This window comes from Pseudomonas sp. IT-P74 (genome assembly GCF_949768175.1).
Lineage (GTDB): Bacteria > Pseudomonadota > Gammaproteobacteria > Pseudomonadales > Pseudomonadaceae > Aquipseudomonas.
In genome coordinates, this window is record NZ_CATKQD010000022.1 from 17,356 (window position 1) to 40,535 (window position 23,180).

Genomic DNA, 23,180 nt, shown 5'->3' on the forward strand with positions numbered 1-23,180 from the left:
TCCCTGAATGGTGTGTTGCTTCCAGATATCCCTGGTGTTGCTCCATGCCTGGCCTGGCAGGCATGTCGAGTGGCCACCAGGACAGCCTATGGAAGCGATTTTCGAACTAAAGTTCCCACGCCAAAGCGATTTTTTTAAACACCCGTTACTGGTTGCGGCGCAAACGTGCTGCTTTCGGCCTGGCACGGCCTTTCAGACAAGGTTGAAAATACTGTGCAACCCAGGGAATCGAACGGTGCCGCGGCGGTCCAACACGCGGCAGGACAATGGGCGCGAGATGCCCAACGTATCGCCTGCCGACCGCCATTGCCCATGGGAGAACCCATTGTCAGCTGTATTTTTGCGTCAAGTTTTCCGGTTCGCGATCGTGCTCTTTTGCGCAGGCACCTCGTCCTCGGTACTCGCCTGCCCGGCAGGGCAGTCCCAGGTCTGCATGGTCGCTTGTTTTTGTGCTCCAGGTTCCGAAGAGGAAGCTGGATCGATCTTCGACGACATGAACCAGATGGCGGCCTCCGGATTGCAGAGCTGGATCGTGCAATCGCGCAACTCCGCGGCAACGGGCGATATCCGGCCAATCCCGCTGAATATCCGGGCCCAGCTCGAACCCTTCTATGACATTCAAGTGCTCGATTCGGCGCGCTACAAGGTCGGCGATGATGTGGAGCTGAACGCCGCACACACCATGCTGCAGAATCCCGATGTACGTGCGGTCACCCTGATAGACATTATCGTCTTTCGAAATCCCGACGATGCACTTAACGATGTCGCGTTGTGGGCGCATGAGTTGAAGCACGTGCAGCAGTACCAACAATGGGGCGATCGCGAGTTTGCCACTCGTTATACCCGTGATTACGAAGCCGTCGAGGCGCCTGCCTACGAGATTCAAGCACAGGTCTCCAGAGCGCTGCGGGCCAGCCAGGCTCGGGCAGAATCGACTCGATTTCCTTGAGTTCAAAGGGGCATGTCTTATATGTGCCCGCTAGTCCTCAAAACGCCCCGCGCTCTCTCGATCGCGTTCATAGCGTCGGGTGAGCGCGAACGCCGGCAACCAGGCCTCACGGCGCACCGTCCAGCTCTCGTAGGTTGGCGTCAACTGATCAGGGGCATCCAGGGATCCGAGGTTTACCTCGACTTCGTCTGCGCTGCGTGAAAACACCGACGAACCGCACTGCGGACAGAAATGCCGCCCGGCGTAGTCACGGGTTTCACCTTCGATCGTCACTGCATCCTGATGAAATATCGCGGACGCGTGGAACAGCGCCCCATGATGCTTGCGGCAGTCGAGGCAGTGACAAACGCCAACCCGGAACGGGCGCCCCGACGCGACAAGGCGCACCTTGCCGCACAAACAACCGCCGGTGAATCGGTCCATGCGATGTCTCCTCCAGGCCGCTCGAAACGGCGTATCAGCGTGGAAACAGGAGCGTCACGGCGGCGCGAAAGCCCCAGCCTTGCGGCCCGTCTTCCGGACTGTCAAGCCAGTAGCGCGGGCCGGCTTGCACCGTCAACGGTTGACCGCCGATCTTCAACAATTGAGTCACCGTCAGGTTGACCGGTACCGCCCATTCGCGCGATTGCCAATTGTAGGTCGACTCGGTGTTTACCCCGTAGGTCGTGTATGTATGAGTGGTGTACGAGAGGAAGGGTTGCAGGAAGGTCTGGTTGACCTTTTCCTTGTCGTCCGGCGGGCTGTCGTCCAGGCCCCAGATATGGTTGGCCAGAATGCCTCGGGTCCAGCCATTGGATTGCTTCAACGCCACCGCCGTCGGGCCGAGGCCCCATTGCTCGCTGCCGAGCAATTCATCACTGCCGGTCGGTATCAGCAACGCCGGGCCGCCACCGAGTATCCAGCCACTTTCCGTGGGCTTGGTCGGTGAGAAGAAAAAACTCTGGGTGATATCCCCGGTGCCGGATTTGTCCGCCGCGCCATTGGGGGCCAGGCCGTGCTGGTCGATAATCGGAAGAATGGTTCGGGAGATGAGGTTCCAGTCTTCGTTCAAGGCAAACGGCAGTACAGGCTGGATATTGGTGACACTGTGCATGCCCTCCCCGGTCGGTCCCATCTTCTGGTCCCAGTTGTACTGCACCGGCAGGCTGTACATCGCCGCGACCGGGTTGAGGGCTTTCTTCGCCAACTCTGCCGAATCGTCGGCCTGAACCATCGGGATGAAGCCCAACGCAACGACGAGTGTCGACGCGGTACCCATCCATTGTTCTTTCAAATCCATCTCACTCACCTTTAGACGCCAAAACCGGCGCTGCAAAGGGTTAGCGTAGGCAACTGTGATCGAAGTGCAATTTCCCCCGCCCCGTGTTTAACAGTTTTTGAGAGTTATTGATTCGGATTATCCCGCTGCTACAGGCAGCATTCGGCCCGCATTGACCGGCGTGCAAGCACCTGCTTTGCGTAACCGTGCGGCGAGTACCCGTGCCTGAATACAAGGCGCGCGGACCAATGCCCGGGGCCAGGTCGGAACCCGAATGACAACTTTCATCACTTGAGAACCAAAAACATGGGCATGTCGAATAAATGGATTGCGGGTATTGCTTTGAGCTGTGTATTTCAGGTCGGCTGTGTCTCGAAAGTCGCGCAGCAAGAGCAATACTCGGGCTTCCTGGGCAATTACCAGGGCCTGGAGGAGCAAACTACGCCGAGTGAGCAGAAAGTATTGCGCTGGGTATCGCCAGGGTTCGATCCACGCGCGTATTCCACTGTGGTGTTCCGGCAGATGGAACTGTATCCATCCCCGCAGCCGACCGCGCGCGTCAGCCTGAAGACCCTGCAAGACCTGCAACTGATGGCCAGCAACAGCGTCAAGACCGCCTTTGCCCGCCGCTATGCGATCGTCCCTTATCCGCAGCTGGCGCCAACCGATTCGCGGTCGCTGATCCTGCAGGCGGCGATCACTCACGTCAGCGCCAACAATGAAGGCATGCACTGGTACGAGGCTGTTCCAATCGGCGCCATTGTCGGGGCGACACAAGCAGCCACCGGGCATCGGGACCAGACCGCCGAGATGTACATCGAAGCCAACCTGATCGACGCCAAAACCGGTATGCCGGTCGCGAAGATCGTGCGCAAGGTATTCGGCGAGACCATCAAGAATGCCGAACAGCCGATTGTTGCCAATGACTTCAAGGTTGCACTCAAAGGCATGACGGACGATATGCAGGCCCTCCTCCTCAAGCGTTGACGTTGAGGAAAACCCCATCGCAAGCAGACCGGCATGGGGTTTCAATGTGATACCCCGCCGCGTTTTCCCTCTGACAAACCGTTAGCCGTACCAACGCCTGACGCGAGACTCAATGATGAAAATTCTGGCCCATACCCTGGCGATCCTGATGCTGTCCCTGAGCACCAGCGCCCTGGCTGCGACCGTGGTTCCCCTCAAAGGTCAAACCTCTCAGACCATCCAGCAGGACACCAGTGCCTGCCAATCCCAGGCCAACGCGCAACATCCGGTGCAAAGCACCGTACCCTCCGGTGGTCGGGTCAAGGGCGCCGCTACCGCTGCGGTAGCCGGTGCGACCGCGGCAGAAGTTCGCGGCCGCCAACATGAAAACCTCTATGACCAGATCGACGACGATACCAGGCAAGACTATCGCCAGAACCGCGCACACAGTGCCGCGGTTGCCGGCGCCGTCGTGGGGGGCTCCAGGCAACGCCAGGAGCGCCGGCAGAATATGAATGAGAGCGAACAAAGCATCACCGCCAACAACTCCGTCTACAGCAGCTGCCTGCAACAACGTGGCTACGATGTCTTGCCTTGATCGCCGACGACAATGGCGTGAAGTGTTTGTGCCCCCGCCGTCATGCTCGCGTCCTGGCTTCCGGCCACCTGCGCCCGCTTAAAAAAAGCCCCGGGCCCTTCATGAAAGGACTCGGGGCAAAGCCGTAGAACGAGAGGTGAGGATCGTTTACGCCGCGACAAACAAACCATCGACGCGATGTGCGTCAACGCTCCTCGAGATCCATTTAAATCGGTAACGCCCCTGCTTCAAAGCTAATAAGAATCAAAAATAATCTTTAGCAAGCCAGGTGCACAAAAATACAATCATTGATTTGTATCCTGATAGTTCAGGCTGAAACTGAAGCCTGTCGGAACAACGAGGTTAGTTGATTCAGGCGTGGCTGCGCGCAAACCCACCTGCCCCGGCTTGCAGTTTTCGGATAGCGCAGCTAATCCATTCCAAGCATTATTCATGGTGTCAAAATCGAAAACCATGGGTCATCCGGTAATGCTTTTTCTTTGTTTGATTGAACTGATACCTCTGACAGGCCGGGCTGCTTGCCGAACCGCACGCCTCTGAAACGAGCCCGTCCGGCTTTGTAAATGCAACACACCGTGCACCCTCCGCCTGGCCCTCATCTTCGTTCACTTCCCAGACCAGAATGTACCGAGCCAAATCCGGCCCCTATACTCAGGCCAGCACCGCCTGAACGGAAGATTTCTATGAGCTACACCTTCAAGTTGAAAAATGGCGCCATGGCGGTATTCGACCCCGACAACGCCATGCTTTCCATTACAACACCCCATGGAGATGTACAGAATTCCACGCTAGGTAGAGCTGAGTCGCGTCTGTTGGACCTGCTGCTCATGGAGCCAGGTGTCACTAAAAGCCGCGATGAAATCATCGACTACACCTGGAATGACCGCGTGGTTGCCTCCGGCAGTTTGAATCAAACGGTTTTCTCACTACGCAATATTCTCAATGACAGTCGGGATCACGAGATCTTGATGACTGTTCCTCGACGAGGATATTGCTTCAACCGGCAATGCGTAGTCGATGCCGAGGCAGACGTACCGGCACCCCGAGAGGAAACAGCGCAGCCACCCGCGCCCATCACTGAGCAACTACCGCCACCGGGTGGCGGTGAACGACTGGTACCTTCAGGTAAAACCAGTAGATCCACCCGCATTACAAAGGCCCAGCTGATCGCTTATGTCGTTACGCTGGCAGTCGTTGCCTTTACTATTTTTCAATTCGACTTCGACGCGCCAAAAATTGAAATTTCCAGTATCGACAAGAATGGACTGGTCATACACGCCGTGGGCAGCGATCTTGCCGAGGCCCAAGCGCTGATGGATCTTTCGGTCAAACAAACTGAACAGCTACCGCCAAACCTGAAGGGCCAGGTCTGGATCAACCTCTATAAAGCCAATTATTCCGTTTCGTGTATCCGCCAGGATCAAAGCACTGCAAATCTGCAATTGAACAGCAGCGAAAGAGACCTCGCCTTGATGATTCGTCAATGTCTGGAAGTCACCTTATGAAGTTCGGAATTCCACAAGCCCTTCACTGGCCTCTTATAGTCTTGATCAATGCACTGTGCGTTTTTTCTTTTGTCTATTCACCTTCGCACTACATGGAAAATACCAGTTACCAGACGAAATCCCGACAATGGCTGGAGGATCTCAACCAACTCAACACGGAAGAGTACCTCACTATCGGGCATGGTCGACTCACGGGGACCACACTGGAAAGCCTGAATGGAAAAATCCGCAACGCGACCATCTCGGCAAATATAATCGGAGAAAACAATACACACGTCGAGATCAAGGTCAGCAATATCAAACTCAGCCAGGACAATGAACTTTTTGCCATTGAAAAGACCCCCGACCTGTTCTTCAGGCGTCAATATGTCTTGCAAGAAGGCGCCATTCTAAACTATGAGTTGATTCCGACCCAGGATAAAAACGCCGTGTGTTTTTACATCCATGAACTTGGCCGCCTGCGCTGCATGAACCATTGATCGGTCTCCCGCAGCGACTCGACACCCGCCTGGCACAGATTCAAATCAAATAATTCTCAAACAAAAATAACACTTATTGATTTGAATCAAACGTCTCTCCTGTCAAAAATCCCTCGCCGATCATCCTTGGAATCGAGCCAGCTTGATTCTCGCCCGGGACAATGCCCTATACAGGAGAATCAAGTGAAAACCATGCATTTCCTGCGAACCCGCAAATCGACGACTTTCGGATTCATGGCGGTCTTTTTTTTGTCTGCCATGCCACTCTACTCGTTGGCGCACGACGAGCGTTCCGTCGAAAGCACGACCATTGAATATTATGAAATTGAAACAAGCCCGGATGACAGCCAGAAACTGTCGCATCTGAAGATTCAAAGTGAGAATGAGTATCATACGGACGAGCAGAACAATGATTCTGCTCTCCCTGCCCCACCACAAAGTGATGCCGGCATGAGCTACGCCAACTGGCTCATACTACTTTGAGGCGCGTTGGATTCGCAGGGGCAAGCGCTGACTGGCCACTTCCGGCGACCTGAAAAATATGAGTTATTGACTTTGGCAGGTGCCATCGAAGTGAGATTATTTGCAGCCCAAGTCGTGGCAGAGATGCAGCTGACATTCTGCACTGCCTGAATAAACTGTTAATAAGGAATCGCCTCGATGCTACTGAAAAACTTCGTCACCGTGTCGTTTGGTTTATTGCTTTCCCTCAAGGCCATGGCCGACGACAAGGGCGTCTACAGTGCCAAATTGACGAGTATCGAAACCAACAAGAAGGCCCCAAGTACCGTGAAAACTGGCTATCAGGTAAAAACCGGTTATCGTATTGACGACTTTTACTCCTTTACAGCAGCAGCCATTGACCCGATGAAACCCCAATCGCAGATTTTCAGTTCGAAAATCGATCCGCGCAACGTTCAACACATGGACGACTCACCGTTGAACAGCAAGTACGCATTTTCGGCAGAGCTGGAACTGATCCGGGGACTCTGACTCCCGTTCGAAGTGGGTCGATCTCACCGACAGCAAGGACGCCCAATCGCGTATCTACTCCATGTCTGCCTGTCAGGCTTGACCCTAATCATTTAACAGATGAGCCTTCAATTTCATGAGTATCGCACCGCCCGACGAGATCTTTCATTTGTCTTCTGCCTTGCCGAGCCAACTGAATAGAACAATAGGCAAATGGGAAATGAGCCTTATTCCGACCGAGCATGAAGCGCGCATTCGGCAACACAAACTCTTTCACAGTCCGCAACTGCAGTGCAGTCGCCTTGAGTTCGACTCTTCCGTGACGCTGGTCAGTTCTGTCCCTGCCGGATGCGTGACATTCGCCATCTCCCAGGCCCCGATTGGGCGCCCCGTCGTAAATAATCACAAACTACGGCCTGACGAAGTCATCGTACTGCACAGCGATGAATCGGTGCATTACACTTGCGAACCGAATGAAACACTGTTCACCATCACCACGACACTGGAAAACTATAACCGGTGCCGCCAACACCACCCTGTCATGGATATTCTTGCAAACCGGACACAACACAGCTTCCAGGCTGAAAACTTTCAATTCATACAATCGGCCATTCAAGCCATCAGCGCTTGCTGTGACGACATCAATGACGCGGCTTCAGCACAACGCAGCGAAGCAGAGGGTTCGGCGATTGAAAGTGCAGTACTCGCTTCTCTGTTGCAGTCGTTGACGCCCGCAGGCGGTGTCAGCCGCAAAGTCCCGACAAGAAGAAAAGTGGCGATAGAAGCCATACAGTACATCCATGAAAACACAAAAAAAACCCTCACTATAAAGTCGCTCGTAAGGCAGCTTGAAACCACCACTCGCACCCTGCACTTTGGCTTTATTGAAACCTTCGGGATATCGCCAATCGCTTATATCAGAAACTTGAGGCTCGCCAGTGCCCGTCGCGACCTGATCAATAAAACGTGGCCCACCGTCACAGAAACCGCGATGTTCTGGAACTTTCACCATCTGGGCCGGTTTTCCAAGGCGTATCAGATCGCTTACGGAGAAACGCCGTCGGAAACGGCCAGGCGCAACTCAGCCAGGCCCAGGAACACGACCACACCCGTTTACAATCAGGCCGCCGGCGATAGAAATCATCGTTAACAGGCATTTATCAAAGCCCTGTAAATGATGATTAATGATTTTCCTTGATTAACCACGGGCATCCAAAATTGCTTATTTGCCTACTCAAGGAGATAAGCATGCAACATCGAATAAACACGCTGCCACTCAAGCAGAAAATCGCACTGTGCATAGCCGTCTATGCAAGCGGCATCTTATTGGCCTGGGTAATTGACTGGTACTGAAGTCGTTTAATCCACGACGACAGGATGCACAGTGAAATAATGATAGCTCGGGGTTTGTCGATGGTTGCCGCATATAAAGCGTTACTTGGAAGGCACGCAGTCACTGTCTGTCTGATTGCTGCAGCGGGTTGGGCCGCTTGGCTCTGCGCTGGAGGATTGGCGGAGCCATTCATTGCACGGAAGTTGAATAACGTTTATGCCGATCTGCGTGCTGCTCAAGTGGAGCCCAATGCGCAGATCGACAAAGTACTGGAAACCCTCGGCGATCTTGATCGCTCGGGTCAAGAGTGCTCCGCCGAGCAATACTCGCAACTGGCTAACCAGGTCAAGAACCTGCGATTCGTTGACCAAGCGGCAATTCAGTTGCCCAATGGCAAGATCTGCTCCTCCTACGGACAGGAACTCTCGTCGATACTACCCGGTAACGACAAACGCAAATTCTCCGTTGGCAAGCGAACCTACTGGGTCGATTCCGGCCATACGGTTTCTGCGGACACCGACTTTATCGTTGTGTCGGAACAGTCAACCTACGTCTGGGCAAACAAGAAGATCCTGCTCGACAACTTGAAGTTTCCCGAGGACCTGCAACTGGACCTCATCGGCCCCGGCGGCGCAGTACCCATTGCTTCCACGGGCCCCACGCCGCTGACGATGCGCAAGCCCTTCCACCTGGAGGAACTGGTTATCTCGGCAGACAAGGTCCTGATCGCCTTTGCAGGCAACCGAAATGAACTGATCTCTGTCGTTTCTCTTCCGTTGAGCTACCTGACAAGTCTCAAATTCAAATTATTCATTGGCCTTGCGAGCGTGTTCGCAGCGCTGCTCTTGCTCGCAAGGTGTATTCAACGACATTACACCTCTACCGCCGTACGGCTGCGCAATGCCCTTAAAGCCAACGCGCTGGGGGTTCACTATCAGCCTATCGTCAATTTGACGACGGGCTATCTGGTGGGCGCCGAATCACTTTCCCGATGGAACGACAACGGCACTCAAGTGCCTGCGGATGTTTTCATTGCGGTGGCCGAGAAGTCCGACTTGATCCGCAAACTGACGCGTTCGGTGATTCGGCAAGTGGCGGAGGATTACAGCACCTACCTATGGGCCTGCCAGGACTTCTACATTATGGTCAATCTTTGCGCTCAGGATATTCAGGACCCGAGCTTCCCGGACTATGTGGCCAGCGTGCTGGCAACCTACAACATGCCTGCGTCCGCCATGGCCTTTGAAATCACCGAAAGGACCCTGCTCGATCACAAACCTGCCGCCCTGCAATTGCGACGGCTTCGTGCCTGCGGGCATCGCATTGCCGTGGACGATTTCGGCACCGGTTATTCCAACCTCTCGCTCCTCGATTCAGTGCCTTTCGACATTCTGAAAATAGATCGCTCGTTCATCGCAGACGACAAGATCGCAGCCAAGGACGCCTTGTGGCGCCACATTGCCCAGTTGGCCAGGTCGCTAAGGCTCAAGGTCGTGGCCGAAGGTGTGGAGAGTCAGGAACAACTGCCGCATCTGGTTTCGGAAGGGGTTCTACTGGCGCAAGGCTGGTTGTTCTCCAAAGCACTGCCAATCCAGGCGTTGGCCAGACGCTACTTTCAATGCCCGGAAAACGTGCCGCCCCACGACCCAAAAATATCAATCAATGATTTCTATTAACCCCTCATGGCCCCTCAAATGCTCGCCGAACCCTAACACCAGACAACCTTGTACAAGGACTCCACCACACATGCTACTTCGAAACCTTGGCTTCGCTTCACTGCTATCGCTGCTGTCTTTTCAGGCGCTCGCTGATGACAAAGGTTTATATCTTGGAGCTGGCGTAAGCAGCATACAGACCGACGAATCCAGACTGGACGACGACGACACCAGCTACAAGGTTTATGCCGGGTATCGCGTCAATAGCTACCTGGCCTTCGAGGGTGCCTACGTCGACCTGGGTCAATTCAAGGACAAGAATGTCGATTTCGAAGGCAAGTCGGCCCAGGCTGCCGCCCATGTGGGCTTTCCACTGGGCGATCGGATGCGGGTGTTCGGCAGTGTCGGTGCTCACGCCTGGGACGCCGACGGCAATGCCACCGACGATGATACCGGGGTTGATCTGACCTACGGTGTCGGCCTGGAGGTCGATGTCTTTCGCAACATCGGCCTGCGTGCCGAATACGAAGTGCTGGAGGTCGGAGAGATCGACCTGAATCAGACGACTGCATCCGCCTATATGCTTTTCTGACAACGCTACAACTGAGCGACCTTGCGGGTCGCTCAACACTCGATCATGGTGCGAACTCCCGTTCAGGCAAAATCAGGATTCCTTCGGTTCTTCTGCCGGGGCCGGGTACCACTTGTCCCTGGGCACCCATTTCTCTTGTTGTGGATCGCCCAGGTAGTGCGGCGACATGATCTGCACGCCGTACTCGTTGAACACATCCTGGATATTGGCGTGCAACATGCTCAACAGCACGGCGCGCGGCCGCGGCTGGCTGGGAATGGCCTGGGCCACCAGCCGGTATTCCGGGTAGAAGTCCGACAATGCCGTCTGGAACACCTGGGCCGGCGGTACTTCGAGAACCCCCGGCGTGCGTTTCGCGGCCTCCAGCAACATCGCCTCCACCTGCCGCCACGGCGTGTCGTAGCCGATGGTCACGATGGTGTCGACCACGTAGCCGGGGCCTTGTACCACCCGCGAGTAGTTCTTGGTGACGGTACCGGTGATCATCGAGTTGGGCAGGGTCAGCACCTCGCCCAGGCCAGTGCGAATGCTGGTGGTGAACATGCCCAGTTCGGTCACCGTGCCTTCGTAGTCGCCGATGCGCACAAATTCGCCGGGGCGCAGGGTTCGGGTGTAGGTCAGGATCAGCCCCGCCGCCGCCTGGCCCACCACGCTGGTGGCGCCCAGGGAAATCATCAGGCCGATCAATACCGACAAGCCTTTGAAGGCATCGGTGCCGGCACCCGGCAGGTACGGATAGGCCATGGCCAGGGCAAATAGCCAGATCGCCAGGGACGTGAGGCGTTGGGTCGGTTGCAGGGTTTCGTGGTTCAACCAGCTGAGGGTTCCCGGTGCAGCCATGCGCCGCAGTATCCGCCGCGTGAACGCGGTTGCGCCGCGGGCGATGAAGAAGATCGCCAGCGCCACGCCCAGCCCGGGTATGGCGCCGACGATCCCTTGCAACAGATAGCCGCCGAGCTCCAGCAGATAGTTGTTGAGGCTTTCGCCCCAGGGACGGGTATAGGGAAAGCGCGACAGGACAAAGCCCAGCCATTCGTAGGTAAGCAGCAACACGACGATCCAGCGCACCAGTTCCAGCAGGCGGCTAGCCAACGGATACAGGTAATTGGCGTCGAGCAGCGGCACCCTTCCGACTTTCAGGGCCTGGGTGTGCCGATGCATCAGCTCGGGCAGTTTCTTCAGCACTCTGCGCCGCAGGTACGACATGCCAAACAGCAGCGCAATGTAAATGCCGGTGGCGAGCAACGCGGCGACTATGGAGCGCAGGATCAACTGCAGGCTTCGAGCTTCCCGGGTTTCGGCGACGACCTGGCGCAGCTTGTCGGCGGCGGCTTCGGCGGCCTGCTGTACCGAGTCGTACTCGGTCTCATCGAAGTCCTTGGGCGAAACGATAAAGGCGCGCCGGCTACCCAGCAGCACCATGTAGCTCTTCATGATCGGATCGATAGAGACATTGAGGTCGTCGGCGTCATCCAGCGCCTCACCGATCACCGCTTTCGCCCGTTTGACCCGCGAGGCCGGGGCTTCACCGAGGAGGGTCGCGCGAAACACCATGATGCTGCGGTTGGCCACTTTCAATTCAACGGGAGCATCAACCGCTTTCGGTGCGTCATCAGCCCACAATTGCACCGACCAGAACATCCCGAAAACAGTAAACATTACAGCGAGCAGCCTGCTCCGCATGTGTCGGATCCTTACGTCACGAAATTCAAATCGAGAGTACGTACCGCAGCGTAGTTCACCGATGAACGGTTGTCAGATTTGAACTAAAGGCCGTTTCCTTATCCGTCTGCTTCCTTGTCCTTGTCCTTGTCCTTGTCCTTGTAGGAGCGAGCTTGCTCGCGATGGTCGTTAACGATGACACTGGGCACCTGACAGTCCGCGGCGCCCTCAGGTTTTTCGCGAGCAAGCTCGCTCCTACAGTTTGTTGCGTACCTGATTCAAGGATTGACCTGATAACCCTTGCCCTGCAGACAGCTGCTATAAGCCGACGCGGTATTCGCCTGTGTGGTTTTCTCGTCCGCCCGGCGTTCCTGGCGCTGGCGCGAGCCACCGACCACCATCCCGGCCGCTGCCGTCGATTTGGCCCGGTCCTGGCGATAGTCCTGTTTTCTGTCATCGTCGACACGATCATAAGCATCGTCGTGCTGATTGCCGCGCACCTGGGCCGCCGTCGCGCCAGCGACCGCCCCCACAGCGGCACCCTTGACCCTCCCGCCAGAAGACGTGGAAGACGTCGAGGCACTCTGGCTTGCGGCAATGCTATTGCATTCGTTGATGTCGGCCTGGGTTTGTTGCGAGCTTTGCCCTTTCATCGGCACCACCGATTGGGCCCATCCCGGGGCACTCAAAACCGACAATACGATGCACAGGCTGACCGGTGAAAACCTTTTCATGATGACCTCCGACAGGCTTGCCACAATGGGCAGGCCTTGGGGCGACTGGCGGGCGGCAAGCGACGTCGTGCGTCGCCTGCCGATCGGATGGAGCAACTGAAAAGTGTAGTTCAACGGCACCGCAGAGAAGGACTTCCGAACAAGCGGTGGGAGTTGCTCCCACAACTCTATGTGTAATCTGCGGATGCGCGGTTACTCAGGCGGATCGAGTTGATCCAGCGCCCGATTCACCGCCAGTTCTCCGAGCATGATCACCTGCGCAATACCCAGCAGCGCATTGCGGCTGGTGCCTTGCAGATGATCCACCAGATCGTTGGCCATGACATGGGCCGAAGCCAGCGACTCGCAGGCGTGCACCAGCAGGGTCTCGGTACAGAGCTCGGGATTGACGATGAACATGCTGCCGGGTTTGCGCGGTGTGGCCATGATGCCGGGGCCGGGGTTGAGGTAATGATCGAGGGCGCGCTCGGCGGCTTCGTGGAGTTTTTGGGAGTCGAGGCTTTCGTACGGGGATGTAGGATCGGTGTCCGGCGGGTTGGGTGTGACTTTGAACATGGATGCAACTCCTGGATGTAGACGAGGAGCCATCAACCTTCGCTACCAAACGATGGGTGGCGGCCATACGCAGGTTGGTAGACCGGCCCAGGAACCCGGCGCATCCGAAGACGCCCTACGCATGGCCACCATCAAGCAGAGAATAAAACTCTGCAAAACGTGGTGCTCTGCGCCTGGATAACCGGGCTACCAAACCCGATCGCTGCTGTTTTGCAGCGACCGGCCAACGATAGAACCCGCCCCCAAGACACACAAGCCGGCGGATTCTGGCGTAGCTGTAGGCAATGACGCAAGCCGATGTAGCTTGCCAGACGTAACGCTGACACCCGCTAAACAACCTCTTAAACACCCCCAAATAGGACAGCCAACACAAAGAACTGTAGGAGCGAGCCTGCTCGCGATGAGGGCGTGTCAGTCAACATCTTGCTTACTGACCCATCGCTATCGCGAGCAGGCTCGCTCCTACAGGGTATGTGGTGTTAATCAGGCATTGGTGGTCAGCGGATAGAGCTTGTCATCGAACTGCGCCAACTTCGGAAACACCAACGGCTGATCATCACTCAGATGCTGCAGCCGCTGTCCGTAATCAACCAGAAACTGCTGGCGCGCTTCGTCGCTGATGTACGGCACATGCCAGGCCACGAACGGCTCCAGCACGTCAAAACCGACATACGCCAGCGTGCCGCGCAGGATCGGCCGCAGCATGTCCTCCAACGGGCCATGGATCGCGCCGTCGCCAAACATATGCTCTCGCCCGCCCAGGGTCACGGTCACCAGCGCCTTCTTCCCAGCCAGACCACCCTGATCGTAGAAGCGCTTGCCACCATAGCAGATGCCGGACACCAGCACCCGGTCGATCCAGCCCTTGAGCATGGCCGGGGCGGAGAACCAGAAGATCGGGAAGTTGAGGATCAGCAGGTCGGCCCACAGCAGTTTGTCGAGTTCCGCCTGGATGTCCGGCGCCAGCGACTGGCTCTTCACGCCCAGGCGTTGTTCCAGGGCGTAGACCAGGTACTCGGGGTTTTCCCGATTCGAGAAGTCCGCGTCGCTGGCCACCGGGTTCCAGTTCATTTTGTACAGGTCGCTGACCTGCACTTCGTGGCCCTGGGCTTCGAGGGTGGCGACGGCCTGGTCGCGCAGGGCGGCGGTGAAGGATTGCGGTTCCGGGTGGGCGTGGACGATCAGTACTTTCATGGTGATTCCTTAGACTTTTCCCAGCGTATCGATTGGAGGTGGAGCAGTGGGTGATGGACAGTTCGAGTCGCCAACCGTCACACCTGGATCGCCTTCACTTCGACGAACTCGTTGAGCCCCTCCTCACCCCATTCTCGACCATTGCCCGACTGTTTGTAGCCACCGAACGGCGCCTGATAGTTGAATGCCGCGCCATTGAGGAAGCACTGACCAGCGCGCATCTGCCGCCCCAAATGCAAGGCGCGCTTGGCACTGCCGGCCCAGACGCCGCTGGACAGACCGAACGGCGAGTCATTCGCGATCTGGATCGCCTGTGCTTCGTCGGTGTAGGGAATCAGGCACAGCACCGGGCCGAAGATTTCTTCCTGGGCGATGCGCATGCGGTTGTCGACATCGGCGAACAGCGTCGGGGTGACATAGAAGCCACGCTCGAACGTTGATGGCGAGTCACCGCCGCACAGCAGCCGTGCGCCTTCCTGCTGACCGACCTTGATGTAGTCGAGCACAGTGCGTTTCTGCCCGACCGAACACATCGGGCCGAGGAAGCTTTGCGGGTCGAGGGGATCGCCCATGCGCAGGCTCAGGGTTTCGGCGAGCGCCAGTTCCACGGCCTCGGCGTAGCGGCTGGCCGGCAGCAGCATGCGGGTCAACGCGGTGCAGGTCTGGCCGGAGTTGATCATCACGTCCTGCACGCCATAGCGCACGGCCGATGCCAGATCCGCATCCTCGGCGATCAGCAACGGCGACTTGCCGCCCAGTTCCAGGCACACGCGCTTGACCGAAGGTGCCGCCGCCTGCGCGACGCGAACGCCAGCGCCGGTGGAGCCGGTAAACGACACCATGTCCACGTCCGGGTGTTTGGCCAACGCTTCGCCGACTTTCGAGCCCGGACCACTGACCAGGTTGAACACCCCGGCCGGCAAGCCGATGTCCTCGATCATCTGTGCCAGCAGGAAGGCATGCAGCGGGGTTTCCTGGCTCGGCTTGACCACCACCGTGCAACCGGCGGCCAGGGCCGGGGCGAGTTTGCCGATCAACTGGTGCAGCGGGTAATTCCACGGGTTGATGAACGCGCAGACACCCACGGCCTCGCGGATCACCAGCGAATTGCCGACTTCGCGCACTTCGTCCATGAGATGAGCCAGTTCGATGTACTGCTCAAGGCCAGCGATCGGTCCATCGACCTGCACCGAACGGCACCACTGCACCGGCATGCCCAATTCAGTGGTGATGACAGAAGCCATCTCATCGGCACGATCGCGCAGTTGATCGGCCAGTGCGCGGATGTAGCCGGCGCGCACGCTGGCGGGGGTGCGCGACCATGATTCGAAGGCCTTGCGCGCTGCGGCAACCGCGTTGTTAACGTCGCGCTCATCGCCCAGCGGCACGCTACCGGCGACTTCTTCTGTGGCCGGGTTGATCACCTCGGCGATGCCCTGCCCTGACGGGGTTCGCCAGCGACCATCAATAAACAGTGTCTTGTGATTAAGCATGAACCTGGGCCTCCATCAACTCTTGAGCACAACGGGCAATGCGCTGGCAGGCATCGCGCAGCGGTTCGGCGCCGACCACCAGACCGAGGCGAATATGCCCCGCCGCGCTCGGACCAAAGGCCTCGCCCGCCAGGACCGACACGCCGTGGCGATCCAGCAGGCGGTCGGCAAACGCTTGGGCGCTGAGCCCGGTCTGGCGGATATCGAGCATCACGAACATACCGCCATCGGGTTTCAGTGCCCGTACGCCCGGGCAATCGGCCAGGCTGTCGCACACCAGATCACGACGCTGGCGATAGGCTTCGCGCATGGCTTCGAGTTCCGGCAGGTTGCTTTCCAGGGCCACCACGGCGGCGTCCTGAATGAAATCCGGCGAGCCGTAGAGCATGCACAACGCGAGGTTTTCCAGGTGCGCGGCCAGGGATGGCGGCGCCACCACCCAGCCGACGCGCCAGCCGGTCATGGCGTGGGATTTCGACAGGCTGTTGAGGGTCGCGGTGCGCTCGGCCATGCCCGGCAGGCTCGCCGGGCTGACATGCTCACCTTCGAACAGCAATTCGCTGTAGACCTCATCGGAAATCAGCCACAGGTCGTAGCCGATGCACAGTTCAGCCAAGGCCGCCCAAGTGCTGCGCGGCAGACTCGCGCCGGACGGGTTGTGCGGGCTGTTCAGCGCCAGTGCCCGGGTGCGCGGAGTGATACGCGCGGCGACATCTTCGGGCAACACGCGAAAACCGTTTTCCGAGCGCACGGGCACCGGCACCACCACGGCACCGCAGGCGCCGAACACCGCTTCATAGGTGACGTACATCGGTTCGGCGACGATCACTTCGTCACCCGGGTTCAGCACGCATTGGGCCACGCTGAACAGCGCACATTGCGCCCCGGCCAACACAGTGACCTGATCCGCCGAGACGGTTTGGCCGCTGCGCTGCTGATGACGTTTGGCAATGGCTTCACGCAGGGCACGCTTGCCGCGCACCTCGGCGTAGTGAGTGTTGCCGTTGAGCAAACTGTCGATGGCGCCCTGCACGATGGGCTGGGGCGTGTCGAAATCCGGATCGCCCACGGACAACAGCAGAATGTCTTCACCCTGCTCGCGCAGTGCCAGGGCGCGGTAGTGAATATCCCAGGCGGCGGCGCCGTCGCCGGCGATTCGTTGAGTCAGATCGGAAAAGCGCATGGCTTCATCCCCTTAAAATGCAGATCAATGCGCACAGGCATGTTTGAGTTCGATCAGGGTCACGCCGTTGCGCTTGAAGCCGTGGCGCAAGTCGGTCTGCAACTCGGCCAGGCTTTGCGGCTGGGTCACGGTGCAGCCAAAGGCACGAGCGAGGGCGGCGAAATCCGGGTTACGTGGCAATACGCCGATGGGTTCGATATCCAGGCCGATCATGTCGTCGCGGATCTGCCCCAGCGCATCGTTGTTCCACAGCAGCACCACCAGCGGGCTGTCGAGCTCTTCGACGGCGGTCGCCAGTTCCTGGGCGGTGTAGAGGAAACCACCGTCGCCCACCAGCACAAGGCCCGGCCGTTGCGGCGCGCCGAACTTGGCGCCGATACCCGCCGGCAGGCCGTATCCCAAGGTGCCGTAGCCGGTCGGGTGCAGCCAGCTGCGAATGGCCAGGCTGTCGAAGGCGTAGTTGCCGGTGTAGGCCAGTTGGGTCATGTCGGTGCTGATGAACGCGTTCTCCGGCAGCTCCGCGGCGATGCGCTCGAGAATCGATTGATGGATGGACTGCAACGGGCCATGGCTGGCCTTGACCGCTTCGCGCAATGCGGCGACCGAGGCAACTGCAGCGCTGGCATCGCGCACATCGGATGGAAGGCGCTCAAGCATGCCGCTGAGGGTTTGTTGCGCGTCGCCATGCAATGCCACGGCGCACGGGTAGAAGTCGTTGAACTTGCGCGGGTCGATGTCGACACGCAGCAGTTCGGCGTTCAGCGGCAGGCGTTCACGCCAGTAGTCGGTATCGGCCATCTCGGTGCCGACCGCCAGCAACACGTCGGCCTCGGCGATCAGGTTCCAGCCCGGTTCCACACACAAGGACGATCCGGCATTGAGCGGCGCACCCGGCGGCAACAGGCCCTTGCCGGCGACGCTGGTGAACAGTGGCGCGGCGAGTCGGGTGCTGATTTCTTGCAGTTCAGCCGTGGCATTCAACGCACCGCCACCGGCGATGATCATCGGGCGTTTGGCAGCCTTGAGTTTGGCCACGGCTTCATCGATGGCGCTCGCAGATGCCGGGCCGCGACCCGGGCGACGCACCACCTCATTGCTCCAGTCACGGGCAATCGGTGCCGACAGCACGTCCAGCGGCACCGAGATGTGCACCGGCCGTGGCCGTTCACTGTCGAACACCGCGTAGGCACGGGCGATCAGTTCCGGCAGGTCTTCGGCGGTCAGCGCCACGGCGGAAAACGCGGTGATCGGCGCGGTCATCGCCCGTTGATCCTGACACTCGTGCAGGCTGCCCCAGCCCTTGCCCAGGCTCGCGCTGTGGTTGACGCTGGAAATCACCAGCATCGGAATCGAGTCGGCGTAGGCCTGGCCGATGCCGGTGGCGGCGTTGGTCACGCCGGGGCCGGTGATGACGAAGCACACGCCGGGCTTGCCGCTGACCCGGGCATAACCGTCGGCCATGAAGCTGGCGCCCTGCTCATGGCGTGTCAGCACGTGGCGAATGCCGCTGCCGGGCAAGCCGCGATACAGCTCCAGGGTATGTACGCCGGGGATGCCGAACACGGTATCGACGCCGTAGTTGGCTAACAGACGCACCAGGGCCTGGCCACCGGTCAAGGTTTTGCTTTGCATGTTCATGTCCTCACTCGTGGCCGAGGCGAATCAACGCATCGACCGCAATCGTGCCTTGGGCACCGACCAACAATGGGTTCACATCGAGTTCCAGCAGGTGTGCGGCGTTTTCGCAGGCGTAGTCGGCCACGGCGCGGATGGCGGTCACCAGGGCGTCCAGGTCAGCAGACTCGCGACCACGGAAACCTTGCAGCAACGGGGCACTGCGCAGGCTGAGCAAGGCGTTGCGGATCGCGCCGTCGGTGGTCGGCAGCAACAGGCTGCGACTGTCCTTGAGCAACTCCACCAGAATGCCGCCGGCACCCATCACCAATGCCAGGCAAAAATCGTTTTCGCGTTTGATGCCGACGATCAGTTCGGCCAGTGGCGGCTTGGCCATGGGTTCGAGTAACACTTGATCGAACGGCACGCCCGGCGCGTATGCCGCGATGCTGGCGTGCATCTTTTGCAGTGCAGCGCTCAATCCCGTGCCGTCCTTGAGGTTCAGCGCCACCGCACCGGCCTCGGTCTTGTGTGGCAACTGTGCGCTGACAGCCTTCAACACCAGCGGATAGCCCAGCGATTCTGCGTCTTTCAGCGCATTGACCGCCGTACTCAGAACGCCGTTGGGCGTCGGTAGGCCAAAGGCTTTTAATGCCTGTTTGGAATCCCATTCATTGAGCAAACGCCCCTCGCCTTCCAGCGCGTGCGGGCACAGCGGAACCAGTGCCGACTCACCCAGCGCCAGCAACGCCTGACGATTGCGCTGATAACCGGCGATGCGACCCCACGCAGCCAAGCCGTCTTCAACGCCCTGCAAGGCCGCAACGCCTTGCTCGTGCAAACGCTCACGGGCATGGGCCGGCAGCAACTCGGGGAAGGCCGAGGTGACAAAACCGGTCTTGCCGTGTCGTTGCAGCGCCGCGCAGTACAACGCCAGCAGCAGGTCGCATTCCTTGCGCTCGCCGGTGAATTCCGATGGGTAGTCGAGCACCAGCATCGCCGCGTCGGCTTCGGTGCGCAGCGCGCTGTCGAGCATGCGGTTCAAGGCTTCGCCATCGCCCCAGATCGCCGTAGTGAAGTCCAGCGGGTTGACCAGGTTAGCGTAGGTCGGCAGCACTTGCGCGAGTTCGCCGACCTGCCCTTGATCGAGTTTCGGCAGGCCCAGGTCGTTGCGTTCGGCGTAGTCGGCAATCAGCCCGGCGTCGCCGCCGGAGCATGCCAGCGCGATCAGGCTGTTGCCCGCCGGCAGGTTGCCGCAGGCCGCGGCTTTCAGGGTTTCGACAAAACTCACCGGACCGCTGACGCGAATCACCCCGAGGCGGTCGAACAGTGCGTCGTACAGCGCATCGGAACCCGACAAAGAACTGGTGTGACTCAACGCCAGTTCGGCGCCAATCTGCGACACGCCGGTTTTCAGCGCGATGATCGGGATGCCCTTCTCCAGCGCCTTGTGCGCGGCGCGGGCAAAACCCGGCACGTTCTTCAGGCCTTCCAGGTGCAGGCCGATGGCGGTGACGCGCGGCTCGTCGAGCAACACATCCATCAATTCGGCCACGCCCAGTTGCGCCTGATTGCCCACCGAGGCCATGTAGGCCACCGGCAGCGAGCGGTCGCTCATGGACAGGTTGTAGGCGAAGTTGCCGCTCTGGGTCAGTACCGCCACGCCCTTCTCCACCGCTTTGCCGCCATGGGCCACCGGCCACAACGCGGAACTGTGCAGGTAGTCGAGCAGGCCGTAGCAGTTGGGGCCGAGCAAGGCCATGTCGCCAGCGGCCTTGAGCAATTGCTGTTGCAGGGCCTGGCCTTCGGCGCCGGTTTCGGCGAAGCCGGAGGCGTAGCAGATCGCCCCGCCCGCGTTGATGGCGGCCAGCTCGGCCACGCAGGTCAGGGTCAGTTCGCGGTTGGTGGCAATGAATACCGCGTCCGGGCCGCAGGGCAACTCGGCAACGCTGCGCACGCACGGCACCCCTTCAAGGCTGTCGTGTTGCGGGTTGACCAGCCACATTTGCCCTTGGTAGCCGCCTTCGGCACAGCGCTTGAGGGCGCGGGCCATACTGCGGCCGCCGACGAACGCCACGTGTTGCGGCGCGAGCATGCGTTTGAGGTTGTCACGAATGGTTTGGGACATGGGAATTCTCCGGGCCGATCAGCGCAGCAGCGGCCGCAGCAACTCGCGGGAAATGATGTGGCGCTGGATTTCCGAAGTGCCTTCCCAGATCCGTTCGATCCGCGCGTTGCGCCAGATGCGCTCCACCGGACCTTCGTCCATCAGGCCCATGCCGCCGAAGATCTGCACCGCTTCGTCGGCGGTACGCCCGAGCACTTCACTGGCGAACAGCTTGGCCATCCCGGCCTCGCCATCGGTCATGGTGCCCTGGTCCATTTTCCAGGCGGTGTGCAGGGTCAACAGTTCGGCGGCGCGGATTTGCGTGGCCATGTCCGCGAGCTTGAACGAAACGCCCTGGTAAGTGCCGATGGGCTGGCCGAATTGCTTGCGGTCCGCCGCCCATTGCAACGACACGTCCAGTGCGCGCTGGGCCTGACCGACGCAGTTGGCCGCGACCATCACGCGCCCGGCGGTCAGCCAGGCGTTGGCCACCTCCCAACCCTTGCCGACTTCGCCCAGCACTTTGCTGGCCGGCACGCGGCAGTCGTCGAAGAACATTTCGAAGGTGTGGTAACCCCGGTTGCTCACGCACTTGGGTCCACGGCGAATGGTCATGCCCGGGGTGTTGCGGTCGACCAGGAACGAGGTCACGGCGTTACGCTTTTTGCCGTTGTGTTCGTAGGTGTCGGTCACGGCGAAGACAATGGCGAAATCGGCATGGCCGGCGTGGCTGATGAAATGCTTGCTGCCGTTGAGAATGAAGTCGTCGCCTTCACGCACGGCACGGGTCTTGATTGCATTGGCATCGGAACCGGCACCCGGCTCGGTCAGGGCGAAGCAATCGATTTTCTCGCCCTGGATGCACGGCAACAGGTAGTCGTTGATCTGGTCGCCAGTGCAGGCCATGAGGATTTTCGACGGCCGCGCGACAAACACGTGCAGCGCCCAGGACACCTTGGACAGCTCACGTTCGATCAGCGCCTGGGACAGGTAGTCCAGGCCACCACCACCCACTTCTTCGGGCATGTTGAAAGCGTAGAAACCGGCGGCAATCGCCTTGCCGCGAATCTGTGCCGCCAGTTCCGGGGACACCTCGTCGGCGCGGTCGACTTGCTCTTCATAGGGCAGCAGTTCCTTCTCGACGAAGCTGCGTACCGAGTCCACCAACATTTCTTGTTCTTGGGTCAGTTGGAAATTCATGCGGCTACCTGTTGTTCATGTTCTGGGAGATGGAGAGGAATCAACGACCGATGAAGCGTGCCGGGCGTTTTTCCATGGCGGCGCGCAGGGCTTCGTTGCCGTCTTCGCTGCGGCCGCAACGCAGGCCGGCGGCGAGCTCGGCTTGCAGCTGTTCCGGCAGGCTGCGTTCGGCGCCTTCACGCATGAGTTTTTTGGTCTGGGCGAAAGCGAAGGTCGGGCCGGCAGCCAGGCGTGCGGCGAGTTCGCTGGTGACCGTCAGCAGTTGATCGTCGGCACAGACATCGCTAACCAGTCCGGCATCGAGAGCACGGTCGGCACCCCACAATTCGTCGAGGAACAGCAGGCGCTTGGCCTGTTCACTGCCGATCAAACGCGGCAGGTGCCAACTGGCGCCGGCGTCCGGCGAGTACGCCATGCTGGTGTAGCCGGCCTTGAAGCGCGCCGATTGCCCGGCGATGCGCAGGTCGCAGCACAGGGTCAGGTCCATCCCGGCGCCGACGGCGGTGCCGTTGATGGCGGCGATGGTGGGTTTTTCCAGGCTGTGCAGGCGAGTCATCAGGGCGTGGGCGGTTTCGGTCCAGCCGTAGGTTTCCAGAGCGCCCCGGGCTTCGGCATCGGCCCATTCATCGAGGTCGGCGCCGGCGCAGAAACTGCGGCCGCTACCGGTGAGCACCACCACGCGCACCGCTGGATCGGCGTTGTAAGCGTCGAGCAAGCCATGCAGGTTTTTCAGCGTCGGAATGTCCAGCGCATTGCGCTGGGCAGTGCGATTGAGGGTGATCCAGGCAACGCCTGCTTCGACCTGGCTGAGCAGCGACGATTGAGTGGTCATGGGAGTCCTCGAATTATTGTGATGGGTCTGAGGTGATGCGACTTGAGGCCATACTAAACGAGTGTTCAGTAAGGCGGCAATTGGGGGAGAAATGGGCTGTAACAAGCTCAATAATTCGATAACACATTGGTTTTATTGAATTATTTCAAGATTGGCGAGCGTAGGCCGTAGGCGCTGTTACAACTTCGAACAACTGGCGACACACGGTCTTTCCCTCCCCCACAACCCCCTGTAGGAGCGAGCCTGCTCGCGAGGGACGTAAGACCACCGCGGGAAACCAGACAGCCCGCGTTATCGTT

23 protein-coding genes and 1 pseudogene are annotated in these 23,180 nt (G+C 59.1%); 11 read left to right on the top strand and 13 right to left on the bottom strand.

Features of this window, described 5'->3' with window-relative positions:
• Positions 1–277 precede the first annotated feature (277 nt).
• Positions 278–949, top strand: a complete 672-nt coding sequence (locus tag ACM6J5_RS14065) for a DUF4157 domain-containing protein (RefSeq protein ID WP_414928941.1) — start codon at positions 278–280, stop codon at positions 947–949.
• 30 nt (positions 950–979) lie between these two features.
• Here ACM6J5_RS14065 and ACM6J5_RS14070 read toward each other — a convergent pair whose 3' ends face one another.
• Positions 980–1,372, bottom strand: coding sequence for a GFA family protein (locus tag ACM6J5_RS14070; protein ID WP_150672555.1), 393 nt, complete (start codon positions 1,370–1,372; stop codon positions 980–982).
• Between the two features lie 34 nt (positions 1,373–1,406).
• Positions 1,407–2,207 carry a transporter gene (locus ACM6J5_RS14075; RefSeq protein WP_371918210.1) on the bottom strand — a complete coding sequence of 267 codons (801 nt, stop codon included), beginning with the start codon at positions 2,205–2,207 and terminating at the stop codon, positions 1,407–1,409.
• A 306-nt stretch (positions 2,208–2,513) separates the two neighbouring features.
• Between ACM6J5_RS14075 and ACM6J5_RS14080 the strand changes: the two genes are divergently transcribed.
• Positions 2,514–3,194 (top strand): DUF3313 domain-containing protein, encoded by a 681-nt coding sequence (locus ACM6J5_RS14080; protein ID WP_095942073.1) that lies wholly within the window; start codon positions 2,514–2,516, stop codon positions 3,192–3,194.
• Between the two features lie 115 nt (positions 3,195–3,309).
• Positions 3,310–3,771, top strand: coding sequence for a YMGG-like glycine zipper-containing protein (locus tag ACM6J5_RS14085; RefSeq protein WP_095942072.1), 462 nt, complete (start codon positions 3,310–3,312; stop codon positions 3,769–3,771).
• 284 nt (positions 3,772–4,055) lie between these two features.
• Here the strand turns inward: ACM6J5_RS14085 and ACM6J5_RS14090 are convergent, their stop codons facing one another.
• Positions 4,056–4,226, bottom strand: a complete 171-nt coding sequence (locus tag ACM6J5_RS14090; protein WP_414928759.1) for a hypothetical protein — start codon at positions 4,224–4,226, stop codon at positions 4,056–4,058.
• Positions 4,227–4,454: 228 nt separating this feature from the next.
• On the opposite strand from ACM6J5_RS14090, the gene ACM6J5_RS14095 reads away from it, so the two are divergent.
• The 7 genes from ACM6J5_RS14095 (at position 4,455) to ACM6J5_RS14125 (ending at position 10,307) form a co-directional block, all read left to right on the top strand.
• Positions 4,455–5,276, top strand: a complete 822-nt coding sequence (locus ACM6J5_RS14095) for a transcriptional regulator (RefSeq protein ID WP_095943528.1) — start codon at positions 4,455–4,457, stop codon at positions 5,274–5,276.
• On the top strand, positions 5,273–5,755 hold the full coding sequence (locus tag ACM6J5_RS14100) for a hypothetical protein (RefSeq protein ID WP_095943529.1): 483 nt from the start codon (positions 5,273–5,275) through the stop codon (positions 5,753–5,755). Before ACM6J5_RS14095 ends, ACM6J5_RS14100 begins: the two co-directional genes overlap by 4 nt.
• A gap of 192 nt (positions 5,756–5,947) precedes the next feature.
• Positions 5,948–6,238, top strand: coding sequence for a hypothetical protein (locus ACM6J5_RS14105; RefSeq protein WP_095943599.1), 291 nt, complete (start codon positions 5,948–5,950; stop codon positions 6,236–6,238).
• A 177-nt stretch (positions 6,239–6,415) separates the two neighbouring features.
• Positions 6,416–6,748 carry a hypothetical protein gene (locus ACM6J5_RS14110; protein ID WP_095943530.1) on the top strand — a complete coding sequence of 111 codons (333 nt, stop codon included), beginning with the start codon at positions 6,416–6,418 and terminating at the stop codon, positions 6,746–6,748.
• A gap of 115 nt (positions 6,749–6,863) precedes the next feature.
• Positions 6,864–7,877 carry an AraC family transcriptional regulator gene (locus tag ACM6J5_RS14115; RefSeq protein ID WP_150672861.1) on the top strand — a complete coding sequence of 338 codons (1,014 nt, stop codon included), beginning with the start codon at positions 6,864–6,866 and terminating at the stop codon, positions 7,875–7,877.
• Positions 7,878–8,263: 386 nt separating this feature from the next.
• A complete protein-coding gene (locus tag ACM6J5_RS14120; protein WP_414928760.1) occupies positions 8,264–9,736 on the top strand; it encodes an EAL domain-containing protein in 1,473 nt (490 codons plus the stop codon).
• A gap of 70 nt (positions 9,737–9,806) precedes the next feature.
• The gene (locus ACM6J5_RS14125) at positions 9,807–10,307 is read left to right on the top strand and encodes an outer membrane beta-barrel protein (RefSeq protein WP_046037049.1); all 501 of its coding nucleotides are present in this window, start codon (positions 9,807–9,809) and stop codon (positions 10,305–10,307) included.
• Positions 10,308–10,379: 72 nt separating this feature from the next.
• On the opposite strand, the gene ACM6J5_RS14130 is transcribed toward ACM6J5_RS14125, so the two are convergent.
• A complete protein-coding gene (locus tag ACM6J5_RS14130; RefSeq protein WP_414928761.1) occupies positions 10,380–11,990 on the bottom strand; it encodes a mechanosensitive ion channel family protein in 1,611 nt (536 codons plus the stop codon).
• 161 nt (positions 11,991–12,151) lie between these two features.
• Between ACM6J5_RS14130 and ACM6J5_RS14135 the strand changes: the two are divergent.
• A pseudogene (locus tag ACM6J5_RS14135) lies at positions 12,152–12,241 on the top strand (outer membrane lipoprotein carrier protein LolA); the annotation flags it as partial.
• 6 nt (positions 12,242–12,247) lie between these two features.
• On the opposite strand, the gene ACM6J5_RS14140 reads toward ACM6J5_RS14135, so the two are convergent.
• From ACM6J5_RS14140 to ACM6J5_RS14180, 9 genes are all read right to left on the bottom strand, one after another.
• Positions 12,248–12,703 (bottom strand): hypothetical protein, encoded by a 456-nt coding sequence (locus ACM6J5_RS14140; RefSeq protein ID WP_414928942.1) that lies wholly within the window; start codon positions 12,701–12,703, stop codon positions 12,248–12,250.
• A gap of 192 nt (positions 12,704–12,895) precedes the next feature.
• Positions 12,896–13,258 (bottom strand): DUF6124 family protein, encoded by a 363-nt coding sequence (locus ACM6J5_RS14145; protein ID WP_095943537.1) that lies wholly within the window; start codon positions 13,256–13,258, stop codon positions 12,896–12,898.
• A 483-nt stretch (positions 13,259–13,741) separates the two neighbouring features.
• Entirely contained in the window at positions 13,742–14,452 is a 711-nt protein-coding gene (locus tag ACM6J5_RS14150; RefSeq protein ID WP_414928762.1) for an NAD(P)H-dependent oxidoreductase, read from the bottom strand.
• A gap of 77 nt (positions 14,453–14,529) precedes the next feature.
• Positions 14,530–15,945 (bottom strand): aldehyde dehydrogenase family protein, encoded by a 1,416-nt coding sequence (locus ACM6J5_RS14155; RefSeq protein ID WP_414928763.1) that lies wholly within the window; start codon positions 15,943–15,945, stop codon positions 14,530–14,532.
• Positions 15,938–17,128: a pyridoxal phosphate-dependent aminotransferase gene (locus ACM6J5_RS14160; protein ID WP_414928764.1), complete on the bottom strand. Its 1,191-nt coding sequence runs from the start codon at positions 17,126–17,128 to the stop codon at positions 15,938–15,940. Before ACM6J5_RS14160 ends, ACM6J5_RS14155 begins: the two co-directional genes overlap by 8 nt.
• A gap of 24 nt (positions 17,129–17,152) precedes the next feature.
• Positions 17,153–18,760, bottom strand: coding sequence for a 5-guanidino-2-oxopentanoate decarboxylase (locus ACM6J5_RS14165; RefSeq protein ID WP_414928943.1), 1,608 nt, complete (start codon positions 18,758–18,760; stop codon positions 17,153–17,155).
• Between the two features lie 10 nt (positions 18,761–18,770).
• The gene (locus ACM6J5_RS14170) at positions 18,771–20,870 is read right to left on the bottom strand and encodes an acetate--CoA ligase family protein (RefSeq protein WP_150672867.1); all 2,100 of its coding nucleotides are present in this window, start codon (positions 20,868–20,870) and stop codon (positions 18,771–18,773) included.
• Between the two features lie 18 nt (positions 20,871–20,888).
• On the bottom strand, positions 20,889–22,049 hold the full coding sequence (locus ACM6J5_RS14175) for an acyl-CoA dehydrogenase family protein (RefSeq protein WP_056725048.1): 1,161 nt from the start codon (positions 22,047–22,049) through the stop codon (positions 20,889–20,891).
• Positions 22,050–22,089: 40 nt separating this feature from the next.
• Entirely contained in the window at positions 22,090–22,881 is a 792-nt protein-coding gene (locus ACM6J5_RS14180; protein ID WP_414928765.1) for an enoyl-CoA hydratase/isomerase family protein, read from the bottom strand.
• Positions 22,882–23,180 lie beyond the last annotated feature (299 nt).